Here is an 832-nt window from a genome sequence, read left to right on the forward strand (position 1 = left end):
TTGCGGTTTGAAGTGTGATAGTTGGACAATCCATAAGTTTCTTTTGGATTTTGTCTTGATAAGGAAGCAAATTTCCACCTACTGCTCGTCTGTAAACCCAACCTTTTTGCTGTAAGAAGAGAATGAATTGTTTTGGTTGCATCTCAAGTATTTTAGCGGCTTCTGTAAGACTAAACAGTCCGTCATGACGTTGTAAGCTTTCAAGAGCCATGGCTTTTGGTGTTAAATCTTCAATGATGGTGTCTTTTTGATCTATTTGACCTTGTAGGTAATTCAAAAAGCCAATCATAGCCTTTGGACTTGAATAGTCGATTTGTGGTGTTACTACTTGCTTTTCCAATTCTTGCCAACGGTCTATAATCCTAGCACGTAATGTCATGCTGTAACCGGAAACTAAGATAAGGCATTCACGCTTAGGGAGGTTGTAACAGTTTTGGGGCTTACCCTGTTTATCTAAATAGGTGGATCCAAATTTGGATTGACCCCCTTCAGGATATAATTCTCCTAACATTTGTCGAATATCACGCATAATATGCGCATGTTGCTTACCGCATAACTCTGCAATTTCACGACTAGACATCGTTTGAACTGTTGTGTTTTGAAAATTGTTTTCAGATATTGTAATAAAGTTTTGCATCATCACCCCCCTTAATTAAGAAAAACACAAGGTTTGATATAATATTCTGCCATAGTTTCTATGACGTTCTGCTTGAGCAATTTTCCTTGCTGCGTGAATTTTGAAGTAATGATTATCAGTTTTATCTGTTTCTATTTCAGATTTTGGACAAATCTTCTGTCTGTTCCATTCTTGTTTTGTAAAAACAAAATCCAC

At 36.8% G+C, this 832-nt stretch carries 1 protein-coding gene and 1 pseudogene; both read right to left on the minus strand.

What is annotated here, in order from left to right; translation table 11 throughout:
- A partial coding sequence (locus ACFIMP_RS09785; RefSeq protein ID WP_375686342.1) for a Rha family transcriptional regulator occupies positions 1–637 on the minus strand: 637 nt, incomplete at its 3' end.
- A 15-nt stretch (positions 638–652) separates the two neighbouring features.
- Positions 653–832 (minus strand): annotated as a pseudogene (locus ACFIMP_RS09790) (antA/AntB antirepressor family protein); the annotation flags it as partial.

This window comes from Bartonella sp. AP65SXKL (assembly GCF_042195725.1).
In the GTDB taxonomy this organism is placed as follows: domain Bacteria; phylum Pseudomonadota; class Alphaproteobacteria; order Rhizobiales; family Rhizobiaceae; genus Bartonella.